Here is a 20222-nt window from a genome sequence, read left to right as displayed (position 1 = left end):
ATCATACCGGGCGTGTGCGCCAGTTGACGGAGCGTCACCCGGGCCCATGGGTATCACGAGTCAGGAATGCGAGCACCGGTGCAGAAGACGCGGCCTCGTCGCTCAGGCAAGCAGAAGGCCTCCGCAGGGGGCCCGGAGCACACGCCCGGCAGCACGGTGGGGACCGGCGCCGTCACAGCCGGAAAAGGCCGGCCCACCCACGTGCGCAACCGGCTCATCGTCGCCGTCGCCGTCGTGGCCGCCGCCATCGCCGCCGCCGGCGCCCCCTCGATCGTGACCGCCTCCGCGCAGGTGCACGACAGCCAGGACCTGGTGACCCTCTCCGAGCAGACCGAGGGCGCCCTCGCGCTCGCCCACTCGCTGGCCGACGAGCGCGACGAGGTCACCTCCTACGTCGCCGCCGGCCGCCCCGAGGACAAGGCGCCCTCGGAGCAGCGCAGCGCCCGCGTGGACCGGCAGGTCGAGGAGCTGCGCGCCGACGCCGACATCCCCGCCTCCCTGCGCGCGGACCTGGACGACATCGCCGCCGTACGCAGAGCGGCGCTCACCGGCAAGAGCACCGCTCTGGAAACCCACGAGGCATACTCCACGACCCTCGCCGAACTCCACCGGCTCGCCGAGCAGCTGGCCGAGGACATGCCGCCCCGCGCGGGCTCCGGCGCCTATGCCCTCGCCGAACTCGACACCGCCGTCCAGCAGGCCGCCGCCACCCGCGGACTGCTGCTGGCCGCCCTCAACGTGCCGCGCACCACCCAGACGGTCATCGACCCGATCACCGGCCTGCCGAGCACCGTCACCTCCTCCTCCCCGGCCGACGCCAAGCAGCGGGACGCGCTCACCGCCGCCGCCCAGCAGGCCCGGCTGCGCTCCGACGCCGCCCTCGCGGACTTCCGCGACACCGCGCCCGACGCGGCGGTGGCCTCGTACAACTCCACGGTCACCGGCCCCGAGACCGAGGCGGCCGTCAAGTACCTCGCCGACCTCACCGACCAGCCCACCCTCTCCGAGGGGGAACTCGGCACCAAGCCGCAGAAGCTGGAGGCGGCCCTGTCCGCCCGCGTCGACCTGATGCGCGGCGCCGAGTCCGCCCTGCACGACCGCCGCACCAAGGCCCTCGCCCAACTGCGCGACGACGACGTCACCGAGCTGGAGATCCGTATCGCGGTCCTCGGCGTGCTGATACTCCTCGCGATCGGCGTCGCCACCGGCATGGCCCGCAGCCTCACCCGCCCGCTGGCCGTGCTGCGCCTGGGCTCGGCGCGGCTGGCCGGAGCCGAGGACCCGGCCGCCGAGGAACCGGTCAAGTTCACCGGCCGCAAGGACGAGTTCGCCAAGGTCGTCGACTCGGTCAACGCCCTGCACGCGCACGCCGCCGCCCTGCACGAGCGCATCGGCACCCTGGAGTCCGACCGCAAGCACCTCGTCGGACAGCGCCAGAAGATGGCCGACGCCCGCGAGGAACTGCGCGCCGAACTCGCCGAGTCCACCGCCCAGCTGGAGCGCCTGCGCACCAGCATCGGCTCCACCTTCGTCAACCTGGCCCTGCGCACGCTCGGCCTGGTCGAGCGGCAACTGGCCGTCATCGAGAGCATGGAGGAGCGCGAGCAGGACCCCGACCGCCTGGCGACCCTGTTCAAGCTCGACCACTTCGCCACCGTCATGCGCCGGCACAGCGAGAACCTCCTCGTCCTCGCCGGCACCGAGCACGTCCAGCACAGTGCCGGCCCGGTCCCGCTGGTCGACGTGGTCCGCGCGGCGGTCAGCGAGATCGAGCGCTACGAGCGGGTCCGCATCGCCGCCCTGCCGCCGCACGCGCACATCGCGGGCTTCGCGGCGGACGACCTCTCGCACCTGCTGGCCGAACTCATGGAGAACGCCACCTCGTTCTCCCCGCCGGACCTCGGCGTCGACGTCTCCGGCTGGCTCCTGGAGAACGGCGAGGTCATGCTCTCCGTCCAGGACGAGGGCATCGGCATGACGAGCGACCGCCTGAGCCGCCTCAACTCCCGCCTCGACGACTTCGACCCGGAGGCCTCCTACGACCAGGAGGGCGAGGACGGACTCGGGCTCGGCCTGTACGTGGTGGCCCGCCTCGCCCACCGGCACGGTGTGCGGGTGCAGTTGCGGAAGCAGAAGCAGGGCGGAGTGGCGGCTGTCGTCGTCCTCCCGCAGTCCCTGCTGGTCTCCGCCGCCCCGTCCGCGGTCCCGGCCACCGGCGGCCCGGTCACCGGCGGCACCCACACCGTCACCCTGCCGGGCGCGGACGCGGAGGCCAACTCCAACGTCCTGCCCGCCGGCCGCGCGGACCGCGACCCGCTGGTGGCCCTGGCGGAAAAGGCCCTGCGGGACGACCGCCCGTCGGAGACGACGATGGAACTACTGGCACCGGTCGACCCGACCCCCGAACCGGTAGAGCCGCAGCATGAACCGGCAGAGCCGACGTACGAACCGGTAGAGCCGGCCCCCGAACCGGAGGCCGCCGACGGCGAGGAACCCCCACAGGGGCCACCCGCACCCGACAACGAAACCCGCACGGGTGGTGCGGGTGGGACCGAACCCGTCGAAGGCGAAGCCGAGACGGAACACGACCGAGCGGACGACGAGGAACAGCTCACCGACAAGGGCCTGCCCAAGCGCACCCCCAAGATCACAGCCCAGCCCGCCGCGCCCCGCCAGCGCAGCGCCTCCGTGGACGCCGACGCCCTGCGCCGCCGCCTCGGCGGCTTCCGCCGGGGGGCGGAGGCCGGCTACCGCCACGTAGAAGCAGAAATCGCAGAACAGACGGGTCAGACCAAGTCGCCCGTCGGCGAATCCGAAGAAGCCACGGGGGGCACAGTCGAGGAGGCAAGCAGTTGACCGCGCCCAGTACCTTCGGACTGAGCAGTGAAGCCCGTAACCTGCACTGGCTGCTGACGAACCTGGTCGAGGAGGTGCCGGGCATCGAGTCAGTAGCGGTCGTCTCATCGGACGGCCTGCTCCTGCTCTCCTCGGACCCGGGCCGAAACGAGGCGGCCAGGGAATCCCGCGGAGTGAAACCCACGGGCCCCCGCGGCTCCGCCGCCGACCTCGCCACCATCGTCTCCGGCATCGGCAGCCTCACCGTCGGCGCCGCCCGCCTGATGGAGTTCGGCGGGGTGAAGCACACCATGGTCGCCATGGACGAGGGCGGCCTGTTCGTGATGTCCATCAGCGACGGCTCACTGCTCGGCGTGCACGGCTCCGCGGACTGTGACATGAGCGTGGTGGCCTACCACATGGCCCTGTTCGTGGGCCGTGCCGGCCATGTGCTCACCCCTGAACTCCGCAGTGAGCTACGGCAGTCACTGGAGACCACGACGGCAGGGGGCGCCCGATGAGCAGTGCGCCGAAGAAGCTCCCCGTCCGCGGTGGCGACCGCAAACCCGCCCGCGTACGCCCCTACTCGCTCACCGGCGGTCGTACCCGCTTCGGTCACGTGCTCCTGGTGGAGACCTTCGTGGCGGCGCTGGACGCCCCGCAGGAGCGCAAGGAACTGACGAATGGTTCCCTCAAGTCCACGGTCATGCCGGAGATGCGGGCCATCGTCGAACTGTGCCGCCGTATGCGTACGGTGGCCGAGATCGCCGCGCTGCTGAAGATGCCGCTCGGCGTGGTCCGGGTCCTGCTGAGCGACCTCGCGGACCAGGGAAAGATCCGTGTCTACGGCACCGGAACCGGCCACGGCACGGGCCGTCCGGACCGCGCGCTGCTGGAAAGGGTGCTGAGTGGACTCCGTCGTCTCTGACGCCGCTCCCGGCGTCTCCCCGCTCCTCGAAGAAGAGGGGCCCGTACAGCCCTGGCAGACGGACCGCACCCGCGCTCCCGTCGCCACGAAGATAGTCGTGGCCGGCGGGTTCGGCGTCGGCAAGACCACGCTGGTCACCGCCGTCTCGGAGATCACGCCGCTGCAGACCGAGGCGCTGATGACCGAGGCGAGCGAGGCGACCGACGACCTCACCGCCACGCCGGAGAAGCTGACCACGACCGTGGCCATGGACTTCGGCCGGCTCACGCTCGACGACGACCTGGTCCTCTACCTGTTCGGCACGCCGGGCCAGCAGCGGTTCTGGTTCATGTGGGACGACCTGGTGCGCGGCGCGATCGGCGCGGTCGTGCTGGCCGACACCCGCCGCCTGAAGGACTGCTTCCCCGCGCTGGACTACTTCGAGAGCTGCGGACTGCCGTACGTCGTCGCGGTCAACCACTTCGACGACAGCGAGCTGTTCGAGCCGGAGGACGTGCGTGAGGCGCTGACGATCCCCGCGCACATACCTGTCATGATCATGGACGCGCGCCGCCGGATCTCGGTGATCGAGACCCTCCTGGCCCTGGTGGGCCACGCGCTCGACGAAACCCCCGAGTAGCCCCCAACCAGGGCCGACCAAGGAGCCACCACCCGCATGCGGAAGATACTCGTCGTCGGAGCCGGCCAGTCCGGTCTCCAGCTCGCCCTCGGACTCCAGTCGCACGGGTACGAGGTCACCCTCATGTCCAACCGGACCGCGGACGAGATCCGCACCGGCCGGGTCATGTCGACGCAGTGCATGTTCCACACGGCACTCCAGCACGAGCGCGACCTCCAGCTGAACTTCTGGGAGTCCCAGGCCCCGAAGATCGAAGGACTCGGCGTCTCGGTGGCGGCACCCGGCTCCTGGGGCGAGGGCCCCGCGGCCCGCGCGATCGACTGGCTGGGCCGGCTCGACGGCTACGCCCAGTCCGTCGACCAGCGGGTGAAGATGGCAGGCTGGATGGAGACGTTCGCGCAGCGCGGCGGCCAACTGGTGATCCACGGCGCGGCCGTCGGCGACCTCGACTACTTCTCCCGTACGTACGACCTGGTCCTGGTCTCGGCCGGGAAGGGCGAGCTGGTCCAGATGTTCGGCCGGGACGCGTCGCGCTCGCCGTACAGCGAGCCGCAGCGCGCCCTCGCGGTGGCCTACGTCCACGGTCTCGGCCCCCGCCCGGAGCACCCGGAGACGGACGCGGTCCGCTGCAACCTGGTCCCGGGCGTGGGCGAGCTGTTCGTGATGCCGACGTTCACCACCTCCGGCCGCGCCGACATCCTGTTCTGGGAGGGCATACCCGGCGGCCCGCTCGACGTCTTCAACGGCGTCAAGGACCCGGCGGAGCACCTCTCCCTGACCCTGGAACTCATGGAGAAGTTCACGCCCTGGGAGTACGCGCGGGCCACGAAGGTCGAACTGACCGACGCGGGCGGCACGTTGGCGGGCCGCTACGCGCCCACCGTCCGCAACCCCATCGGCCGTCTCCCCGGCGGCGGTCTGGTCCTCGGCGTCGCCGACGTGGTCGTGGCGAACGACCCGATCACCGGGCAGGGCTCCAACTCCGCCTCCAAGTGCGCGGCCGCCTACCTGGCCTCGATCCTGGAGCGCGGCGAGAAGGAGTTCGACGAGGAGTGGATGCGGGCCACCTTCGACCGCTACTGGGACACCGCCCAGCACGTCACCAAGTGGACCAACGCGATGCTGGCCCCGCCGCCGGAGCACATCCTCAACCTCATCGGAGCCGCCGGACAGCTCCAGCCGGTCGCCGACCGCTTCGCCAACGCCTTCAACGACCCGGCCGACTTCGAGAACTTCTTCTACGAGCCGGAGAAGACCGAGGCCTACCTGAGCGAGGTCGCGAGCCCGGGCGGCGCCGAGCCCGCGTAGTCCTCACCGGGGCCCCCGGCCCGCAGCACGAGGACGCTTCCGTCCGCGCCGCTCAGGGTGAGGGTGCCGGAGGTGACCTGGGCGCGGACCGTCCCGTGGAGGGATGCCACGAAGCGCTGCTGGAACTCCTGGCCGTAGCAGGCGATCGCGGTCGACATCATGCCCTCGCCGAAGGTCACCGTGCCCGCCGCGGGGTCGGCCTCGGCGAGCCCCGCGAGGCGGTTGCAGCCGTCGTGGGCGGTGACCACGCCCGCCTCGGTGTCGAACCGCAGCCCGACGCCCTCCGGCGCGGGGTACCGCTCGCCGTCCGCGGTGATGCTCTCCGCCACCCACGGCACCCCGCCCAGGTCCGCGTCGGCGACCTGCCGCGGGGTCGCGGCGGACGCCGAGGCGAGGGAGAGACCGGCCGCGGCGAGCACGGCGCACGTGACACTCATGGTTCGCTTCATGGTCCTGTGACGTGTGCCCCCGGCGAAACGTTCACCGGGCCCCGGCATCGGGGCGTACGGCACCCAGCACCGGGTAGGCCGCGAGCGGCGACACCGTCACCTTCCCGGCCGACAGCGCCGCGTGGATCACCTTGCCGCCGCCCAGGTACATCGCCACGTGCGTGGCCTCGGGGAAGTAGACCACCAGGTCGCCGGGGCGGAGGTCGGCCAGGGGGACCCTCGGGAGCCGCGCCCACTGCTCCTGGCTGGTACGGGGGAGGGTGACACCGGCTCGCGCCCACGCCCCCGAGGTGAGCCCCGAGCAGTCGTACGCCCCCGGCCCCTCCGCGCCCCACTCGTACGGCTTGTCGAGCTGCTGGACGGCGTAGCGGAGCGCGCGGTCGCCCTCGCGCGAGGGCTCACGCTCGCCGGTGCCGAGCGCCCCGGAGGTCACCAGCTCCCGCTGCGCCTCGCCGACGCCCTCCCGCTCCAACTCCGCCACGGCGGTGAGCTGTTCGGGGGTGAGGGAGGCCAGCATCTCCTCGACGTCCCGCAGCCGCTCCCGCACCTCGTCCCGGTCCTCCTTCTGGCGTTCGGCCAGGGAGAGCCGTTTGTCGAGCGCCTTGCGGGCCTTGCGGGCCAGGGCATCGGCCTTCCGCTCACTTCCGGCCAGGCGGCCGACCGTCTCCGCCCGCTCCCGCGCCAACTGCCCGATCACATGCCCCTGATCGAGCGCGTGCTGCGGATCCCGCGCGAGCAGCAGCCGTACGTACGAGGAGATCTCGGTGCTGCCCTGGTACTGCTGACGTGCCAGCCGCCCCGCCGCGCCACGGCTGTCGTGCAGCGAGAGGCGGGCGCGGGCGAGCTCGCCGTCCAGGCGCCGGACCTCGGCCCGCTGCTTCCTGAGCCGTTCCTCGGTGGCGTTGTAGGTCTCGGCGGCCCGCTCGGCCTCCCGGTACAGCCGCTGAAGGTCCGTCAGAAGCTGGGAGACGGGACGCTCGCCGGGCTCGGGGACGGCCACGGCGGTCGCCGGGGCGAGTACGGCCTGGGCCGCCACCGCCGCCGTACACGCCAGACGCAGAAGCCTTCCTGACACGTCATCACCTCCGGTGCGGGACAGCCGCTCTGTCCCGCACCGCGAGCATCAAACGACGGCTCGCGCTTCGCGCGCCGGGTGTGCGCGGTTCGGCGCAATGGGGTCACCTGTTGGGGTCGTCCGGCTTGCTTCCGGGCGTGGCGTCGGGCTTGTCGCCGGGGGCGGTGTCGGGGGCGGTGCCGGGTGGGGTGTCGGGTTTCGACCAGGGCCATCTGAGGCGGCGGTCCGGCAGGCCCTCGGGGGAGTGGACGTACTTCCAGCGCTGGGTGAGGCCGACGCGTCGGCCCTCGACGCGGGGCTCACGCCGGTAGACGAGCACGGTGGGCGGTCCGCCGTCGGGGGCCGGGACGGGAATGCGGTACGTCTTGGGCGGGTGCCCGGTCATCCCCAGCAGCACGGGCAGGACGCGCCCGTCCAGGGGCCCGCCCTCGAAAGGGGTGTCTTCGCTCTTCACGGCACCAGTGTCAGCCATCCTCGGCGAGCGCCCGGACCAGCGCGGCGGTCTGCGGGTCGCGGGCGGCGGTCACCGAGAGCAGGGCGGCGAACTGGTCCACGAGCCAGTCGCGCAGCTCGTCCACGGGCGGCTGCTTGCCCTCGTCCAGCCAGATCAGCGAGGCCGCCTCCACGGCCGTGATCCACACCCGGACGCTCATCCGCAGCCGCAGGCCCGGGGAGGCCACCCCCAGGTGGCCGAGGATGTGCTCGGCGGCGGCCCGGCGCACGCCGTCCACGATGGCGGTCGTCCGGGACGTCTCCACGACGCTGCCGCCCTGCAGCAGCGCGCTGAATCCGGCGTCGTGCTCGTCGACGAAGGTGAGGTAGCGGTCCAGGGCGCGGGCGAGGCGGGGCAGGAGCGGCCCCTCGCGGGGCTCGTCGAAGCACTGCTCCAGCTCCTCGGCGGCGGAGCGCAGCGCGGCCTCGTACAGCTGCTGTTTGCCGCCGGGGAAGTACCGGTAGACCAGGGGCCGCGAGACCCCGGCCGCCTCCGCCACGTCGTCGAGGGAGACCTCCTCCGGCGCCCGGTGCGCGAACAGTCCCAGCGCGGCGGCCAGCAACTGGCTGCGCCGCTCTTCGACACTCAGGCGGCGGTAGGCGGGGGTGGCGGCCGAGGGGGTCATGCCCCGCAGCGTAATCGGCCCGTGACGGCCCTGCGTAGCGGCGGTCGCCGGTCGGCGGGGGCGGGCGGTGGCTGATCGCGCAGTTCCCCGCGCCCCTTCGGGGCGCTGCCCCACCACGCCGCTCGGCCTGCGGGCAGTCGTGCCGCTGGGGCGGCACGGGTGGGCGCAGGCGGCAACCCGTGAGCGCCGGGCCGCGCGACCCACCCCCCCCGCCAGCTCCGCCTACGCCAGCAGCCCAGACGACCGCCACAGCCGCCGACCAACCCCCCGCAGCACCCCGATGTCGTCCAGGAAGTCCGTCAGCCGCTTCGCGCCCGTCTGCATGACCTCCCGCCGGTGCCCGCTCGCCCGCACCTGCGCGACCGCCTCCCGCTTGTCGAGCCCGAGGTTCGTGTAGACCTCGGGATTCACGAACGCCACGGAGAAGACCCGCGCGAACTCACCGGAGGTGACCCGCGTGAACTCCTGCGACCACTTCGGCGCCGTCAGCATCTGCCGCCGCAGCTCCTCCCGGGCGTACCGCACATGACGTGCCTCCTCGACGACGTGGATCCGCGTCACGCCCCGCACCAGCGGCTGCACCCGCTCGTCCGGGAAGGTCAGCCGCTGCATCCAGTCGAGGACCTCCTCCCCGAGCAGCGTCGCCGTGAAGGAACCCGGCGTCGTGGAGATCGTCTTGAACAGCCGCCCGAGGTTCTGGTGCGCCCGGCTCACCGGGTACCACGGCGTCTCCCCGCGCGAGATCAGCCGCGCGAACATCTTCGAGTGCCGGCACTCGTCCTCGATCTCGGTGAGCGCGTACCGCACATGCGCACTCGTCGCCGCCTTGTCGTAGATGTGCCGGACGAGCAACTGCATCAGGATCAGCTCGAACCAGATGCCCAGCGAGGCCAGCGCCGCCGCCTCGTGCTGCGACAGCAGGATCCGCTGCTCCTCGCTCATCCGCTTCCAGATCGGCGTGTCGTAGAGCGAGACCAGCTCCGGCGGCCAGAACCACTTGCCGTCCTCGAAGGGGGCGTCCCAGTCCAGTTCCTTGTCGGGGTCGAAGGAGTGCTTCGCGGAGGAGTCGAGCAGCCGTTCGGCCACCTGCTCCCGATCCTTGAGCAGGCCGAGCGCGTCACGCAGCCCTTCGAGCGCGTCGGCTTCCGTGAGGGTCGTCATGGTTCTCCCAACTGGATACCCGGGGTCACATCCTCCGTTCGTCTTATGAGACTGCTTGTCAGCAAGCCCGTCAATCCCTCGCGCAGGACTTGTTGACTCGGCGTCCACCAAGCCCCTCAAGGGAAACCGGATGCGGAACGCGTCACGGCCGAGGAACATGACCGGGTGGCCGAGGTCCGGGAGACGATCGATATGAGGACGCACGCATGACCGCAGACACGGCAGCCCGCCGCAGCCTCGAAGGCCTCGCCCTCGGGGACGCGTTCGGCGAGCGCTGGTTCCCCCTCTTCCGCGACCCCCGGCAGGCCTACGACGAGGTCCGCGCCCGCCGTGTGCCCGAGGAGCCGGACTGGCACTGGACCGACGACACGGCGATGGCGCTCGGTGTGCTGAGGGTGCTGGACGAGCACGGGGAGATACGGCAGCGGGAACTCGCCCTGGCCTTCGCACTCGGCTACGACGCCGACCCGGCCCGCGGCTACGGCCACGGCATGCACCAGCTCCTGCCCCGCCTGCTCCAGGAGCCGGACCGCTGGCCCGAGTTCGCCCGTGACCTCTTCGGCGGCGAGGGCAGCCTGGGCAACGGCGCCGCGATGCGGGTGGCCCCCCTGGGCGCGTGGTTCCACGCCGACCTGTCGCGCGTGGTCGAGCAGGCGACCCGGTCCGCCGAGGTCACCCACGCCCACCCGGAGGGCATCGCGGGCGCGGTCGCCGTGGCCGTGGCCGCCGCCCTCTCCGTACGAGGAGAGCTCGACCTCGGCGCGGTGGCCGCGCTGACGCCCGACAGCGCCGTACGGGACGGCCTCGGCCGCGCCGCCGGCCTCGCCTTCGCCACCGAACCGTGGAAGGCCTCCGACCTCCTCGGCAACGGTCAGCGCATCCGCGCCGACGACACCGTCCCCTTCGCCGTCTGGTCCGCCGCCCGGCACCCCGACGACCTGCTCTCCGCCCTGTGGACCACCGCCGAGGGCTTCGGCGACGTCGACACCACCTGCGCCATCACGGGCGGCATCGTGGCCGCCCGCACGGGCGTCGACGGCGTACCGGCGACCTGGCTGCGACGCAGAGAGGCGCTGCCCGGATCCGGAGGCTAGGCCGAGCAGCCGAGCCCCTCCGGAACCTCCAGCGGAACCGGCTCCGCCCCCTGCGCCGGGAACGACGTGCGCAGGGTGAAGGCGTACGGCGTCGGTCCGTGCGCGCGCAGGTGCAGCAGGCGCGCCTCCGCCTCGGCGACCGTCGGGCGGTGGCCCGCCGGGACCCACCACAGGGCCACCATCGCCTCCTGCACGCGCTCGAACCAGTCCCGGCGGCGGGCGAGCATCTCCCGGTGCCGCCCCTGGTACATGAACGCGGTCAGGGCGTTCGGGTCCCGCCACACCGACATGTTGATGATCAGCCACTCGTCCCCGAAGACGGCGATGTCCGTCGCGTCGCCCACCTCGCTCTGGAGCCGCCAGACGAATCCCTCCGCTTCGTCGGCATCGGCGTTCACGGGGTCCAGGGCGTCGACGAAGTCCTTCAATTGCGGTGAGTCCAGCGGGGCCTTGAGGCGGGCGATGTTGACCTGGGCGAGTTCGAAGGAGACGGTCGGCTCAGTCATGGACCGAACGTTAGGTCGGTAATTCCCGCCTCCGCAGCCCCCGTCTCATTACGTGGTCACCTGTCCGTCCTTCACAACTCGCCCCGCCCACGGGTGAGTTCCTGTGTACCGGCGTCTTACGGCTCAGAAACCGTGCCCTGACCGCCCCGCCCGTAGCCTCGCGGGGCATGACGGGGAATGTACTGACGACCCTCCGCCCGGCCGCTCTTCCCGGCTGGAACACCATTCGCGGCCGTATGGCCATCGTCCTGGCCGTCCCGACCTGCCTGCTGCTGACCCTGATCGGCATCGGCGCCGCCGACCGGGTCACCGACTACTCCGCGGCCCGCGCGACCGAGACCCACGTCGGGGTGCTGCTCCGCGTCCAGGGCCTGGTCCGCGAGGTGCAGCGCGAACGGGGCCTCACCAGCGGCCTGTTGGGCGGCGCCACCGCGTACCGCGACGAGCTGCGCGAGCAGCGCGGCCGTACCGACCGGGCCCGCGAGAAGCTGCGGGCGGCGCTCGCCGACGACGGCGGCGCACTGCCGGACGCCGCCGCCGACGCCCTCGACGCCGCCCGTCGCCCCCTCGCCGCCCTCACCACCGTCCGCGCCTCCGTCGACGCCGGCACCGCCGCCCGCACCGACACCCTCAACGCCTACACCAAGGCCGTCACCGCCCTGATCGACGCCGAGTCCGCGGGCGCCCCCGGCGGCGACCGCCGCACCGCGCAGGGCGTCCAGGCGCTCCAGGCCCTGGCCCGCGCCACCGAGGCCGTCGCGCTCGAACGCGGCTCCCTCAACGGCGTGTTCGCCGCCGGCCGGTTCCGCTCCGGCGAGTACCTCGCCTTCACCGAGGTGCGCGCCACCCGCGTCGCCGCCCTCACCCAGTTCCGCCAACTCGCCTCGCCGGAGCAGGAGTCCGCGCTCGACGCGGCCTTCGCGAGCGCCGCCGCCCGCCGGGTCTCCGGCTACGAGAAGCAGGCCGAGCGCGGCGCCGACGGCTCCGCCCTGTCCGTGGCCCCCGCACGCTGGTGGACCGACATGACGGCACTCGTCGACGACCTGCACGACGTGCAGAAACAGGTCGGCGACGAGGTGCGCGACCGCGCCACGCGGACCGGGGCCGCCGCCACCCGCGAACTCCTCGGCTTCCTCGCGCTCGGCGCGCTGATCCTCGCCGTCGCCACCGCGCTCGCCGTCTTCTCGGCCCGCTCCATCACCCGCCCGCTGGGCGCCCTCGCCGACGAGGCCGACGCGGTCGCCGGCACCCGTCTGCCGGACGCCGTGCGCCGCACCCAGCACGCCGACCCCGACACCCCGCCCCCGGCCGCCCCCGCACCGCCCGAACTCACCGGCGGTGCACGGGAGATCACCCGCCTGGCCGCCGCCCTGCGCAACGTCGAGAACACCGCCGTGGGCCTCGCCGCCGAACAGGCCGTCCTGCGCCGCAACAGCACCGAGTCCCTGGCCAGCCTCGGCCGCCGCAACCAGACCCTGCTCAACCGCCAGCTCGGCCTGATCACCACCCTGGAGAGCCAGGAACTCGACCCCGACGCCCTCGCCGAGCTCTTCGAACTCGACCACCTCGCCACCCGTATGCGCCGCAACGCCGAGTCCCTGCTGGTGCTCGCCGGCGAGGAGTCCCCGGCACGCTCCTGGAAGGGCACGATCGCCGTCACCGACGTCGTCCGGTCGGCCGTCGCGGAGGTCGAGCAGTACCAGCGGGTCGTCGCGGCCGGGGTCGAGCAGTGCGGCGTACGCGGCCACTGCGTCGCCGAACTCTCCCACCTCCTCGCCGAACTGGTGGAGAACGCCCTGATGTTCAGCCCGCCCACGCAGCCCGTGGAGATCCACGGCTGGCGCGACGGCGCCGAGTACTGCCTCGCCGTCGTGGACCGCGGCTTCGGGATGACCCCCGAACGCATGGCCGCGGCCAACGCCGTCCTGTCCGGCCGTGGCGACACCCTCCTGACCGCCCCCACCCGCTTCCTCGGCCACCACGTCGTCGGCGCCCTCGCCGCCCGCCTCGGCGCCCACGCCGAACTCCGCCCCACCCAGGGCACGGGCGTCACCGCCTACGTCGCCCTGCCCGCCGCCCTCCTCCAGCAGCCGACGTCGTCAACGGCGACCGTAGGCGGATGACTTGACCACCCCCCTTACCGCCCGACCGACGACTTCAGCACCGCCTCCATCACCGCCCGCGCGATCGGCGCCGCGTCCCCGCCGCCGCTGATCTCCCCGCGGTCCGCCTCCGCGTCCTCCACCACCACCGCGACCGCCACCTTCGGCTCCACGTGCCGCTCGCCCTGCGCCCACGACACGAACCAGGCGTACGGAGTCCCCGAGTTGCCGATGCCGTGCTGGGCGGTGCCGGTCTTGCCGCCGACGACGGCGCCCGGGATCGCCGCCTTGGTTCCGGTGCCGTCGCGCACCACGTCCGTCATCAACTCCCGCAGTCGCACGGCGGTCGCCGGGTGCATCGCCCGCCGTACCGGCCGGGACCCGGCCGTCGCCAGTGTCGCGCCGCCGCGCCGGGTGGTCCGCTCCACCAGGTACGGCTCACGCACCTGGCCGCCGTTGGCGACGGCCGCCGCGACCATCGCCATCTGCAGGGGCGTCGCCCGCGTGTTGTACTGCCCGATCGCCGACAGCGCGAGCTGCGCCTTGTCCACCGTGGTGTCGAAGGTGCTCGGCGCGACCGAGAACGGGATCCGCACCCCGGCGTCGTTGAACCCGAACGCCCGCGCGGTCGCCGCCAGTTGGGGCACGCCCACCGCCACCCCCAGCTTCGCGAACACCGTGTTGCACGACCATGTGAACGCGGCCCGCATCGAGGCGTCCGCGCAGCCCCGCGCCTCGTTGATCAGGCTCGTCGAGGTGCCGGGCAGCAGATACGGGTCCGGTGAGTCCGTCGGCTTGTCGACGTCGACGACGACCCCCGCGTCCAGCGCCGCCGCCGCGGTCACCACCTTGAAGGTCGACCCCGGCGGATACGTCTGCCGCACCGCCCGGTTGAGCATCGGCTTGTCCGGGTCCTCGTTCAGCCCGATCCAGGACCGCGAAACCGTCGGCCCGTTCCCCGACAGCGCCTCCGGGTTGTACGACGGCGTCGACACCAGGGCCAGGATCCGCCCGGTCGACGGCTCGATCGCGGCCACCGCGCCCTTGCGCCCGCCCAGGCCCTCGTACGCCGCCTCCTGTGCGCCCCGGTGCAGGGTCGTCACGACGTCGCCGCCCGGGTTCCGCGCCCGGGTGAACTCGTTCCACAGCGGGAACGGCGACAGCATCGGGTCCGCACCCGACAGCACGCCGTCCTCGGTGTGCTCCAGCAGCGTCGTCCCGTACACCTGCGAGGCGAAGCCGGTGACCGGCGCGTACAACGGGCCTTCCTTGTACGTCCGTTCGTAGCGGAGCTGCTCGCCGGTGTCCTTGGAGCCGGTGATCGGCTCCCCGCCGACCAGGATGTCGCCGCGCGGCTGGCCGTAACGGGCGATGGCCGGGCGGCGGTTGGCCGGGTTCTCGTCGTAGGCGGAGGCCTCGAAGACCTGCAGGCGGGTCGCGTTGACCAGCAGCGCGGCCAGCATCAGTGCGCAGAGGAGCGCCGCGAGACGGATGTGCCGGGTCACGGGGCGCCCTCCGCGTCCGGCCGCCGCGCCGAGTCGCTCACCCGCATCAGCAGGGCCACGATCGCCCAGTTGGTGACGACCGACGAGCCGCCTTGCGCGAGGAACGGCATCGCCATGCCGGTCAGCGGGATCAGCCCGGTCACCCCGCCCGCGATCACGAACACCTGGAGGGCCACGATGGAGGCCAGGCCCACCGCGAGGAGCCGTCCGAAGGGGTCGCGCAGCGCGAGGCCGGCCCGGTAGCCGCGTTCCACCAGCAGCCCGTACAGCAGGAAGATCGCGGACAGTCCGGCCAGGCCCAGCTCCTCGCCCGCCGTGGCCAGGATGAAGTCCGACTTGGCCGCGAAGCCGATGAGGATCGAGTGCCCGAGGCCCAGGCCGGTGCCGAGCATCCCGCCGGAGGCGAAGGCGAACAGCGACTGCGAGAGCTGGTTGGGCCCCCGTCCCGCCTCGATGGAGGCGAGCGGATGCAGCCAGTCCTCGACCCTGCTGTGCACATGCGGCTCCAACTGGCCCACCGCGACCGCGCCGACCGCGGCCAGCAGCAGGCCGACCGCGATCCAGCCGGTTCGCCCGGTGGCGACGTACAACAGGACCACGAACAGGCCGAAGAAGAGCAGCGAGGTGCCGAGATCGCGTTCCAGGACGAGGACGCCGACGCTCAGCAGCCAGATGGCGACGATCGGGCCGAGCACCCGTCCGGTGGGCAGCTGGAGCCGCCACACGCGCCGGCCCGCGTAGGCGAGCGCGTTGCGGTTGGCGGCCAGGTACGCGGCGAAGAACACCGCCAGTAGCACCTTCGCGAACTCGCCCGGCTGGATGGAGAATCCGGCGATCCGGATCCAGATGCGGGCGCCGTTCACGGCGGGGAACAGGATCGGCAGCACCAGCAGCGCGAGGGCGGCGACCACGCAGACGTACGCGTACCGCTGGAGCACCCGGTGGTCGCGCAGCAGCACCACGGTCACGATGAAGAACGCCACCCCCAGCGTGGACCACACGAGTTGGGCGGGCGCCGCCCGGTCGCCCGGCGTCTCCAGGTCCAGCCGGTAGATCAGGACCAGGCCGAGCCCGTTGAGCAGCACGCCGATCGGCAGCAGCAGCGGGTCCGCGCAGGGCGCCCGGAGGCGTACGGCCAGATGGGCGACGAGGGCGAGCACACCGAGCCCGGCGCCGTAACCGGCGGCGCCGGGCGGGACCGTGCCGGTGCGGGCGAGGCCGACAGCGCAGTAGCCGTACACGGAGAGCAGGACGGCCACGACGATGAGGGCCAGTTCGATGCCACGGCGCCGGGGGAGGCGTACGGCGGGAGCGGGTGCGTCCGCTCGCGCCACGGTGGTTCCGGCCTTGCTCATGTCCGGAACTTACCCAAATAGGGCGTCTTGCGTGCCTTGCGGCTCAGCACCAGCGTGGCGCGGCCCCGATGTTGTCGATGTACCGGGCCGACCCCCAGGCCCAGGTGCCGTCGGTGAGGAGGTACCACAGCGGGTTGCCCTTGATGTTCTCGCCGGAGGTCTTGCAGAAGATCTTGACGATCTCGCCCCGGTGCGCGGTACGGATCACCTGCCCGCCCCGGTTGGGCGCGCTGCGCAGCAGCAGGGTGTCGGCGGTGACGACCCCCTTGTACAGCCGCGGGTGCTGCTGGTGGTGCTGGTGGTGGCCCCAGTCACCCCGGGACTCCCGTTCGTCGCCCGCGACGGCGGGCGTGGCGGCGGCCGCGGCGGCAAGCGCGCCGACGGCGATGGATATGGCGAGGCGGGACCGCAGGGACATGGGGGATACCTCCATGAGTAGGGCGAAACCTGACTATTCGCCACGCTATGAGTGATATCCGCCCGTCGCCCGTCGGCATGGGCCATTGGGAGCGCCCCTTCAGGGGTGCGGGCAACTGCGCGACAAGCCCCCACCGCCCGGCAGGGACAGCACCGCGACGGCCCCTCCGTCCTCCGCGTTCGCGAAGCTCAGCCGCGCCCCCAGCACCTCCGCCTGCCCCAACGCGATGGTCAGCCCCAGCCCGTGCCCCTTCGTACCGCCCTCCGTCCGAAACCGCTGCGGCCCGTGCTCCAGCAGATACGCCGGATACCCGTCCCCGTGGTCCCGCACCGTCACCCGAGGCCCGTCCACGGTCACCACCACCGGCCCACGCCCGTGCCGATGCGCATTGGCGACGAGGTTCGTCAGCACCCGCTCAAGCCGTCGCCGATCCGTCTCCACGGCGACGTCCCGCAGGACGACGACCTCCGTGCCGCCGCCGAACCCCCGCACCACCCGCTCGGCCAGCGGCCCCAGTTGCTCGGTGTCCACGTCCAGCCGCTCCCGCCCGGTGTCCAGCCGGGAGATCTCCAGCAGGTCCTCCGTGAGCGTCCGCAGCGCCGCCACCCGGTCGCGCACCAGCTCCGTCGGCCGCCCCTGCGGCAGCAGTTCCGCCGCCGCGTGCAACCCGGTCAGCGGCGTCCGCAGCTCGTGCGCCACGTCCGCGGTGAACCGCTGCTCGGCCAGCAGCTTGCCCTGGAGCGAGGCCGCCATGGAATCCAGCGCGACCGCGACCGCGGCCACCTCGTCCTGCGGGCGCGTGGCGTCCTTCGTACGGGGGTCGTCGACGCGCGCGTCCAGATCGCCCGCGCTGATCCGCCGGGCCACCTGGGCGGTGGCCTGGAGCCGCCGGGTCACGCGGGCCACGGCCAGCGCGCCGACCAGCAGCGTCACCCCGATCGCCAGCGCGGACGACCACAGGATGGCCCGGTCCAGACCGTCGATGGTGCGCGCCTGCTGCGAGTAGTCCACCTGCACGGCCAGCGCCCGTCCGCCGTCGGCGGGGCCCGCCGCCCACATCGTGGGCCGGCCCTCGTGGTCGGCGACCATCGTGCCGCGCTCCCCGGCCGCCGCCAGCTCCCGCAGCGGCTCGGGCAGCCCCGGCGGGTCGACCCCGGCGAACGGCATCGTCCGGTTCCCGGCCTCGAACGCGGCCGTCGCCCGCGTCAGCCGCGACAGCGCCTCGTCACGGGCCCGGCCGACGGTCTGGTTCGTCACCGAGACATGCACCAGCACACCGAGCAGCGCGGTCAGCGCGCAGCACATCACCGTGATGAACACGGCGGCCTTCGCGGCGAGCGTCCCCGCCCAGCGGGGGAGGGAGGGGCTCACGGGGCACTCGCGAAAGGAGAACCCGACGAAGAATCCGAGGGAGACGCGGACGAAGAACCCGGCAAAGAACCCGAAGAAGACCCGGACGAAGAACCCGAAGGCCGAGGGCGGCCATTGCCGATGCGCAGCATCTCGTCATTGGTGAGCAGCATCGCGTTCTGCTCGGCGTCCCAGGTCCACTGCAACCGGTACTCGTACCCCGCCACCTCCGACGGCGCCCGCACGATCACGGACCGCCCGGCCAACTCGACCGCGCTGACGGCGTCGTCGTAGGACATCACCCGGACGAGCCGGTGCTTCTGCACGGTGTACACGCGCATGGCCGTGAGGCCGTCCGGCAGCAGCCGGAAGCCGAGCGTGAGGTCCTCGCGGCCGTCACCGCTGAGGTCGCGGTAGTACGGCGTGAGGACGGGACAGCGGGCGCGGTCGCCGCCCGCGTCGCAGTCGGCCATCCGGCGGGCCGTCTCGTAGTACGGCGCCTTCGCGCCCTCGTACTCGTCCGGGGAGTCGGCGATCTCGGCGCGGACGATCGCGACCGGGTCCACCTTGCGGATGTCGTCGTCCGGCACGGCTACGCCCTCGACGACCTCGGTGGTCACCTCGCCGAGCTCGTAGGCCGGGCTGGACGCCGGCGTCAGTTCCGGCCAGAGCCGGACCGGACTGACCGCGGTCGGGGTCGCGCCCGCGCTCTCCAGGCCGCCGGTGTCGCCGCAGCCCGCGGCGGTCGCCAGCACGAGGGCGACGGCGACGGTCGTAGGGACGCGGCTGCGGGGCACGGTGCTCCTGTGGTTCAGAGGTGAGCGGTGGCCCCGTACACCTTATTCGTAGGGAAGTCCCTTTTGCCTGGCAGGGCGGGTGGGACGGTCACTCGGCGAGCTCCTCCAGCAGCCGCGCCGTCGACAGACCGGCCTGGAGGTACTCGACGAACAGGTCGTTGTGCAGGGCCCAGGGCGAGCGCCGGGACCGTATCAGCCGGATCGCCTCCTCGGCGGAGTGCCCCCGCCGAACCAGGGCGTGCGCGACGACCAGCCCCGAACGGTTGTACCCGTGGTAGCAGCGCACCAGCACCGACCGCCCCCCGTCCAGCGCGTCGCACGCCGCCTGGGCCAGCCGCATCACGCCCGCGAGCTGCGTCCCGTCCAGCGGACCGTCCGGAATGGGCCACACCTGGTGCTCGACCTCGTGGTCCGGCCCGTGCCCCGGCAGCCGCAGCAGCGTCTGTACGAGATCGAACTCGTCCCGCACCACGGCGAACTCCAGCTGTCCCGACCGCCCCCTGAACTCGTGCCCGCCCATCCACAGCCCGGGCACGATCTCGTTCCACGGGGTGTCCGGAGCCGGAACATCGGGTTGCTTCCCGCGGGTACGCAATTGGCGCCCTCCCCAACTCCCCCACCCAACTATGGTCAAAGGTAACCGGGTTCTTGCCCCGCGAGCACCCCGCCTGTTCCCATGGTCGTGGGGTGATGGTGCATGAGCCAACTGCGCGTCATACCGACCTGGCACCACGGTCAGGAACGGCTGTACGTCTGCGGCACCGACGGCAGGAACGTCGCCTGGTACGACCGTGAGGCCGCCAGGGTCAACCTGCTCAGCGACGAGCGCAGAACGGACGTGCTCGACGCCCTGGCACCCTTCCTCACCGGCCCGGTCACCGTGGGCCCGCCCCCCGTCCCGACCCCGGCGGAGCTCGCCCGCCTCACGCTCCACCCGGACGACGACCTGGCGCCCAACCGGCCCGGCGAGGCACTGCTGATCGCCCTGGACCGCGATCCGGGCCCGGCCCACCGGATCCGCCCCGACCCCAGGCGCCGCGCCCTCGCCGCCGAGCAGGCCGTGGGGGAGGCCCTGGACCGCCTCGACGGCGCCGGCTGGCACACGCTCCACTCGGTCCCGCTGCCCGGCGGCGACCGCATCCACCACCTGGCCATCGGCCCCGCCGGCCTCTTCGCCGTCCACACCCTGTACGCCCGCAAGCAGCGGGTGAGGGTCGCCGACCCCCAGGTCACCGTCGCCCGCCGCGAACCGCGGCCGCTGCTGCGCCGGGTCCGCGCCGACGCCGACCGCGCCTCGTACGCCCTGACGGCCGAGGTCCGCCCGGTCCTGGCCCTCGCGGGCCCCGCGCACGTCTCCGTCTCGGCCCCCCTCCGCGAGGTCCGCGTCGTCCAGGACACCGACCTCGGCGAACTGGCCCGCCAGGGCGGCGTCCTCAAACCGGCCGACGTGGAGGCCCTGCACGCGATGGCCCGGGACCGGACCATCTGGACGCGGGTCTGAACCAGGGCGGTCGTGGTTGCGTCCGCGGACTCCGCGTTCCCGGCGCCTCCGCGGACGCCACGCTCCCGGCGGTGGACCTTCGCGCCGTCTCTCGACGATGT

Annotated in this window: 20 protein-coding genes; 8 read left to right on the top strand and 12 right to left on the bottom strand. The window is 72.8% G+C overall.

The genetic code is table 11. The features are described from left to right. The first annotated feature begins 78 nt into the window (after window positions 1-78). Genes ICC28_RS33330 through ICC28_RS33310 form a run of 5 tightly spaced genes read left to right on the top strand, consistent with a single transcriptional unit; the run spans window position 79 to window position 5690 of the window. Window positions 79-2856 (top strand): nitrate- and nitrite sensing domain-containing protein, encoded by a 2778-nt coding sequence (locus tag ICC28_RS33330; RefSeq protein WP_317454146.1) that lies wholly within the window; start codon window positions 79-81, stop codon window positions 2854-2856. Further along, window positions 2853-3356: a roadblock/LC7 domain-containing protein gene (locus tag ICC28_RS33325; RefSeq protein ID WP_188292530.1), complete on the top strand. Its 504-nt coding sequence runs from the start codon at window positions 2853-2855 to the stop codon at window positions 3354-3356. The genes ICC28_RS33330 and ICC28_RS33325 overlap by 4 nt, the downstream gene beginning before the upstream one ends. Then, window positions 3353-3763 (top strand): DUF742 domain-containing protein, encoded by a 411-nt coding sequence (locus ICC28_RS33320; RefSeq protein WP_188292529.1) that lies wholly within the window; start codon window positions 3353-3355, stop codon window positions 3761-3763. The genes ICC28_RS33325 and ICC28_RS33320 overlap by 4 nt, the downstream gene beginning before the upstream one ends. Then, window positions 3744-4382 carry a GTP-binding protein gene (locus tag ICC28_RS33315; RefSeq protein WP_188292528.1) on the top strand — a complete coding sequence of 213 codons (639 nt, stop codon included), beginning with the start codon at window positions 3744-3746 and terminating at the stop codon, window positions 4380-4382. Before ICC28_RS33320 ends, ICC28_RS33315 begins: the two co-directional genes overlap by 20 nt. A 36-nt stretch (window positions 4383-4418) precedes the next feature. Continuing rightward, the gene (locus ICC28_RS33310; protein WP_188292527.1) at window positions 4419-5690 is read left to right on the top strand and encodes a styrene monooxygenase/indole monooxygenase family protein; all 1272 of its coding nucleotides are present in this window, start codon (window positions 4419-4421) and stop codon (window positions 5688-5690) included. On the opposite strand, the gene ICC28_RS33305 is transcribed toward ICC28_RS33310, so the two are convergent. From ICC28_RS33305 to ICC28_RS33285, 5 genes are all read right to left on the bottom strand, one after another. Next, complete coding sequence (locus ICC28_RS33305; protein WP_188292526.1) at window positions 5645-6127, bottom strand: META domain-containing protein; 483 nt, start codon at window positions 6125-6127, stop codon at window positions 5645-5647. The genes ICC28_RS33310 and ICC28_RS33305 overlap by 46 nt on opposite strands. A 43-nt stretch (window positions 6128-6170) precedes the next feature. Next, window positions 6171-7214: a C40 family peptidase gene (locus ICC28_RS33300; RefSeq protein ID WP_188292525.1), complete on the bottom strand. Its 1044-nt coding sequence runs from the start codon at window positions 7212-7214 to the stop codon at window positions 6171-6173. Between the two features lie 103 nt (window positions 7215-7317). Further along, the gene (locus ICC28_RS33295) at window positions 7318-7668 is read right to left on the bottom strand and encodes a hypothetical protein (protein ID WP_188292524.1); all 351 of its coding nucleotides are present in this window, start codon (window positions 7666-7668) and stop codon (window positions 7318-7320) included. Window positions 7669-7678: 10 nt separating this feature from the next. After that, on the bottom strand, window positions 7679-8332 hold the full coding sequence (locus ICC28_RS33290) for a TetR/AcrR family transcriptional regulator (protein ID WP_188292523.1): 654 nt from the start codon (window positions 8330-8332) through the stop codon (window positions 7679-7681). Between the two features lie 222 nt (window positions 8333-8554). After that, window positions 8555-9493, bottom strand: coding sequence for an AurF N-oxygenase family protein (locus ICC28_RS33285; RefSeq protein WP_188292522.1), 939 nt, complete (start codon window positions 9491-9493; stop codon window positions 8555-8557). Window positions 9494-9699: 206 nt separating this feature from the next. On the opposite strand from ICC28_RS33285, the gene ICC28_RS33280 reads away from it, so the two are divergent. Next, a complete protein-coding gene (locus tag ICC28_RS33280; protein ID WP_188292521.1) occupies window positions 9700-10587 on the top strand; it encodes an ADP-ribosylglycohydrolase family protein in 888 nt (295 codons plus the stop codon). Here ICC28_RS33280 and ICC28_RS33275 read toward each other — a convergent pair. Then, window positions 10584-11093, bottom strand: a complete 510-nt coding sequence (locus ICC28_RS33275) for a DUF3291 domain-containing protein (protein ID WP_188292520.1) — start codon at window positions 11091-11093, stop codon at window positions 10584-10586. The genes ICC28_RS33280 and ICC28_RS33275 overlap by 4 nt on opposite strands. Window positions 11094-11260: 167 nt before the next feature. On the opposite strand from ICC28_RS33275, the gene ICC28_RS33270 reads away from it, so the two are divergent. Then, the gene (locus ICC28_RS33270; RefSeq protein WP_188292519.1) at window positions 11261-13216 is read left to right on the top strand and encodes an ATP-binding protein; all 1956 of its coding nucleotides are present in this window, start codon (window positions 11261-11263) and stop codon (window positions 13214-13216) included. Between the two features lie 14 nt (window positions 13217-13230). Here the strand turns inward: ICC28_RS33270 and ICC28_RS33265 are convergent, their stop codons facing one another. The 6 genes from ICC28_RS33265 to ICC28_RS33240 form a co-directional block, all read right to left on the bottom strand. After that, on the bottom strand, window positions 13231-14700 hold the full coding sequence (locus tag ICC28_RS33265; RefSeq protein ID WP_188292518.1) for a penicillin-binding transpeptidase domain-containing protein: 1470 nt from the start codon (window positions 14698-14700) through the stop codon (window positions 13231-13233). Beyond that, on the bottom strand, window positions 14697-16055 hold the full coding sequence (locus ICC28_RS33260; protein ID WP_188292517.1) for an FtsW/RodA/SpoVE family cell cycle protein: 1359 nt from the start codon (window positions 16053-16055) through the stop codon (window positions 14697-14699). Before ICC28_RS33260 ends, ICC28_RS33265 begins: the two co-directional genes overlap by 4 nt. 43 nt (window positions 16056-16098) lie before the next feature. Beyond that, the gene (locus ICC28_RS33255) at window positions 16099-16473 is read right to left on the bottom strand and encodes an SH3 domain-containing protein (RefSeq protein ID WP_188292516.1); all 375 of its coding nucleotides are present in this window, start codon (window positions 16471-16473) and stop codon (window positions 16099-16101) included. 99 nt (window positions 16474-16572) lie between these two features. Beyond that, window positions 16573-17844: a sensor histidine kinase gene (locus tag ICC28_RS33250; RefSeq protein ID WP_188292515.1), complete on the bottom strand. Its 1272-nt coding sequence runs from the start codon at window positions 17842-17844 to the stop codon at window positions 16573-16575. After that, window positions 17841-18620, bottom strand: coding sequence for a hypothetical protein (locus ICC28_RS33245; protein WP_188292514.1), 780 nt, complete (start codon window positions 18618-18620; stop codon window positions 17841-17843). The genes ICC28_RS33250 and ICC28_RS33245 overlap by 4 nt, the downstream gene beginning before the upstream one ends. Window positions 18621-18708: 88 nt before the next feature. Then, window positions 18709-19215, bottom strand: a complete 507-nt coding sequence (locus ICC28_RS33240) for a dual specificity protein phosphatase family protein (protein WP_188292513.1) — start codon at window positions 19213-19215, stop codon at window positions 18709-18711. A gap of 102 nt (window positions 19216-19317) precedes the next feature. Here ICC28_RS33240 and ICC28_RS33235 point away from each other — a divergent pair, with 102 nt between their 5' ends. Further along, window positions 19318-20121 carry a nuclease-related domain-containing protein gene (locus ICC28_RS33235; protein ID WP_188292512.1) on the top strand — a complete coding sequence of 268 codons (804 nt, stop codon included), beginning with the start codon at window positions 19318-19320 and terminating at the stop codon, window positions 20119-20121. Window positions 20122-20222: the final 101 nt, after the last annotated feature.

Origin of the sequence: Streptomyces sp. TRM68416, from assembly GCF_014596915.1 — a bacterium.
Lineage (GTDB): Bacteria > Actinomycetota > Actinomycetes > Streptomycetales > Streptomycetaceae > Streptomyces.
Note: the sequence above shows the minus strand (reverse complement) of the source record. Positions and strands in the feature narration are given on the sequence as shown.

Coding starts and splice junctions, on each gene's coding strand:
- ICC28_RS33290 (WP_188292523.1), bottom strand. CDS start 8,332: ATGACCCCCTCGGCCGCCACCCCCGCCTACCGCCGCCTGAGTGTCGAA.
- ICC28_RS33255 (WP_188292516.1), bottom strand. CDS start 16,473: ATGTCCCTGCGGTCCCGCCTCGCCATATCCATCGCCGTCGGCGCGCTT.
- ICC28_RS33320 (WP_188292529.1), top strand. CDS start 3,353: ATGAGCAGTGCGCCGAAGAAGCTCCCCGTCCGCGGTGGCGACCGCAAA.
- ICC28_RS33275 (WP_188292520.1), bottom strand. CDS start 11,093: ATGACTGAGCCGACCGTCTCCTTCGAACTCGCCCAGGTCAACATCGCC.
- ICC28_RS33285 (WP_188292522.1), bottom strand. CDS start 9,493: ATGACGACCCTCACGGAAGCCGACGCGCTCGAAGGGCTGCGTGACGCG.
- ICC28_RS33235 (WP_188292512.1), top strand. CDS start 19,318: ATGAGCCAACTGCGCGTCATACCGACCTGGCACCACGGTCAGGAACGG.
- ICC28_RS33305 (WP_188292526.1), bottom strand. CDS start 6,127: ATGAGTGTCACGTGCGCCGTGCTCGCCGCGGCCGGTCTCTCCCTCGCC.
- ICC28_RS33270 (WP_188292519.1), top strand. CDS start 11,261: ATGACGGGGAATGTACTGACGACCCTCCGCCCGGCCGCTCTTCCCGGC.
- ICC28_RS33310 (WP_188292527.1), top strand. CDS start 4,419: ATGCGGAAGATACTCGTCGTCGGAGCCGGCCAGTCCGGTCTCCAGCTC.
- ICC28_RS33280 (WP_188292521.1), top strand. CDS start 9,700: ATGACCGCAGACACGGCAGCCCGCCGCAGCCTCGAAGGCCTCGCCCTC.
- ICC28_RS33260 (WP_188292517.1), bottom strand. CDS start 16,055: ATGAGCAAGGCCGGAACCACCGTGGCGCGAGCGGACGCACCCGCTCCC.